This window comes from Chitinivorax sp. B (assembly GCF_005503445.1).
Lineage (GTDB): Bacteria > Pseudomonadota > Gammaproteobacteria > Burkholderiales > SCOH01 > Chitinivorax.
Genome location: NZ_SCOH01000159.1, coordinates 1 through 1,273 on the forward strand (window position 1 = coordinate 1; position 1,273 = coordinate 1,273).

At 55.2% G+C, this 1,273-nt stretch carries 2 protein-coding genes; one reads left to right on the plus strand and one right to left on the minus strand.

All coding sequences use genetic code 11. The annotated features are described in order from the left end of the window. The first annotated feature begins 131 nt into the window (after positions 1-131). Positions 132-479, plus strand: coding sequence for a hypothetical protein (locus tag FFS57_RS25020; protein WP_137940527.1), 348 nt, complete (start codon positions 132-134; stop codon positions 477-479). 347 nt (positions 480-826) lie between these two features. On the opposite strand, the gene FFS57_RS25555 is transcribed toward FFS57_RS25020, so the two are convergent. Beyond that, positions 827-1,273, minus strand: a 447-nt coding sequence (locus tag FFS57_RS25555) for a hypothetical protein (protein ID WP_171014221.1), incomplete at its 5' end; no start/stop codon positions are given.

Genomic DNA, 1,273 nt, shown 5'->3' on the forward strand with positions numbered 1-1,273 from the left:
CCGGTCAGGGTGCGGTTGGGGTCGTCGCTGCCATCCAGATGGCGGCGTTGGCCCCATGGGTCGTAGGACAGTTGGTCCTTGACCGCGCCGCTGTCGTCGCTGAGGGCAATCACTGAGCCCAGGTGATCGCGATGGAAATAGGTGAGCTGCTGGGGGCCGGTGGCGGTAGCGGCCGGGGCGCTGACGCGACCCCAGTAAGTGATAAATTGTTAAAGAGCATCAACACCAATGCGGCCACAACGAGCGACGACATCCCGTCAAGCCTTGCCGAGCAGCGCAGCATGGGGCGGGAAGACGGCAAAAGTTGTTTGAGCGAAGCGAGTTCTTTTGCCGCCGCCCCAGGCGAGCCGCGCAGGGTACCCGCGATCAGCGGGCAAGGTGCACGGGTCGCCTTCTTTTGGGGACTTTTCTTGGCGAAACAAGAAAAGTCTCGCGTCCGCCGGGCGCAACCGGCATCTAATTACAATTTCTCGGTATAAAACACATAAGGAATACCATTTTCACAAAAATGGTACGTCCTGACTGTGTTAGGTCAATCTCAACACCTTACCTGTTCCAATTTCCTTACCCTCCCAAAGGGTCACCGTTTTCCCTATGTTTAGTTTTGGTAAAACCAGGTCCCGATTCATAAACTTGACGGGCACCTCATACGACTGGCCCAACTCTAGTGTCTTTCCATTGATTAGCAATCTACACTCAAACCCTTCTCCATCTACGAACAAAGGGCAAGCATAGTGTGCTCCAGTTATTGAGGTGTTTCGTCCCCCTTCCTCCAAGGTGTTAAATCGTACTTCCAAGTACGCATCCGGTGTCATTCATCGTCTCCTTAATGAGGAATAGGCATTGAATCGAGGATTGTGGGTGTCAATCCTTGCAACCGCTCCGTAGGAATTACCCAGGCGGGAATACCTCTATCTACCATGGCGGGAGACAGTCCATTGAAAATGCTGTCTGGCACACGAGTTTCAATCAAGGTATACGGTGCGTCACCAAAGCCCTTTACGGCTTGCTTAGCGTAGGAAGACGCAGCTTCCGCAGAGGTGGTGAAGTACTTCCCTTCTGCAGACCCAAGATTTCGCAGTGCGCCTGTAGCTTGGATGTCGGCAAGTTCGCCAGGTCCAACAGATCGATACAGTGTAGTCGTACCTTTTACCGCCCCCTTCTCCGCCCCCCGCGCCACCTTCGCCAGCGTCGTCCCCTTGGTCAGCAGCTTCCCACCCGGCACCATGCCGAGCACGATGCCGCCCGCCTCTACCCAGCGATTGACCGGCTC

Bases quoted from the DNA above. Each gene is read 5' to 3' on its own strand.
- FFS57_RS25020 (WP_137940527.1), top strand. From the start codon at position 132: ATGGAAATAGGTGAGCTGCTGGGGGCCGGTGGCGGTAGCGGCCGGGGC.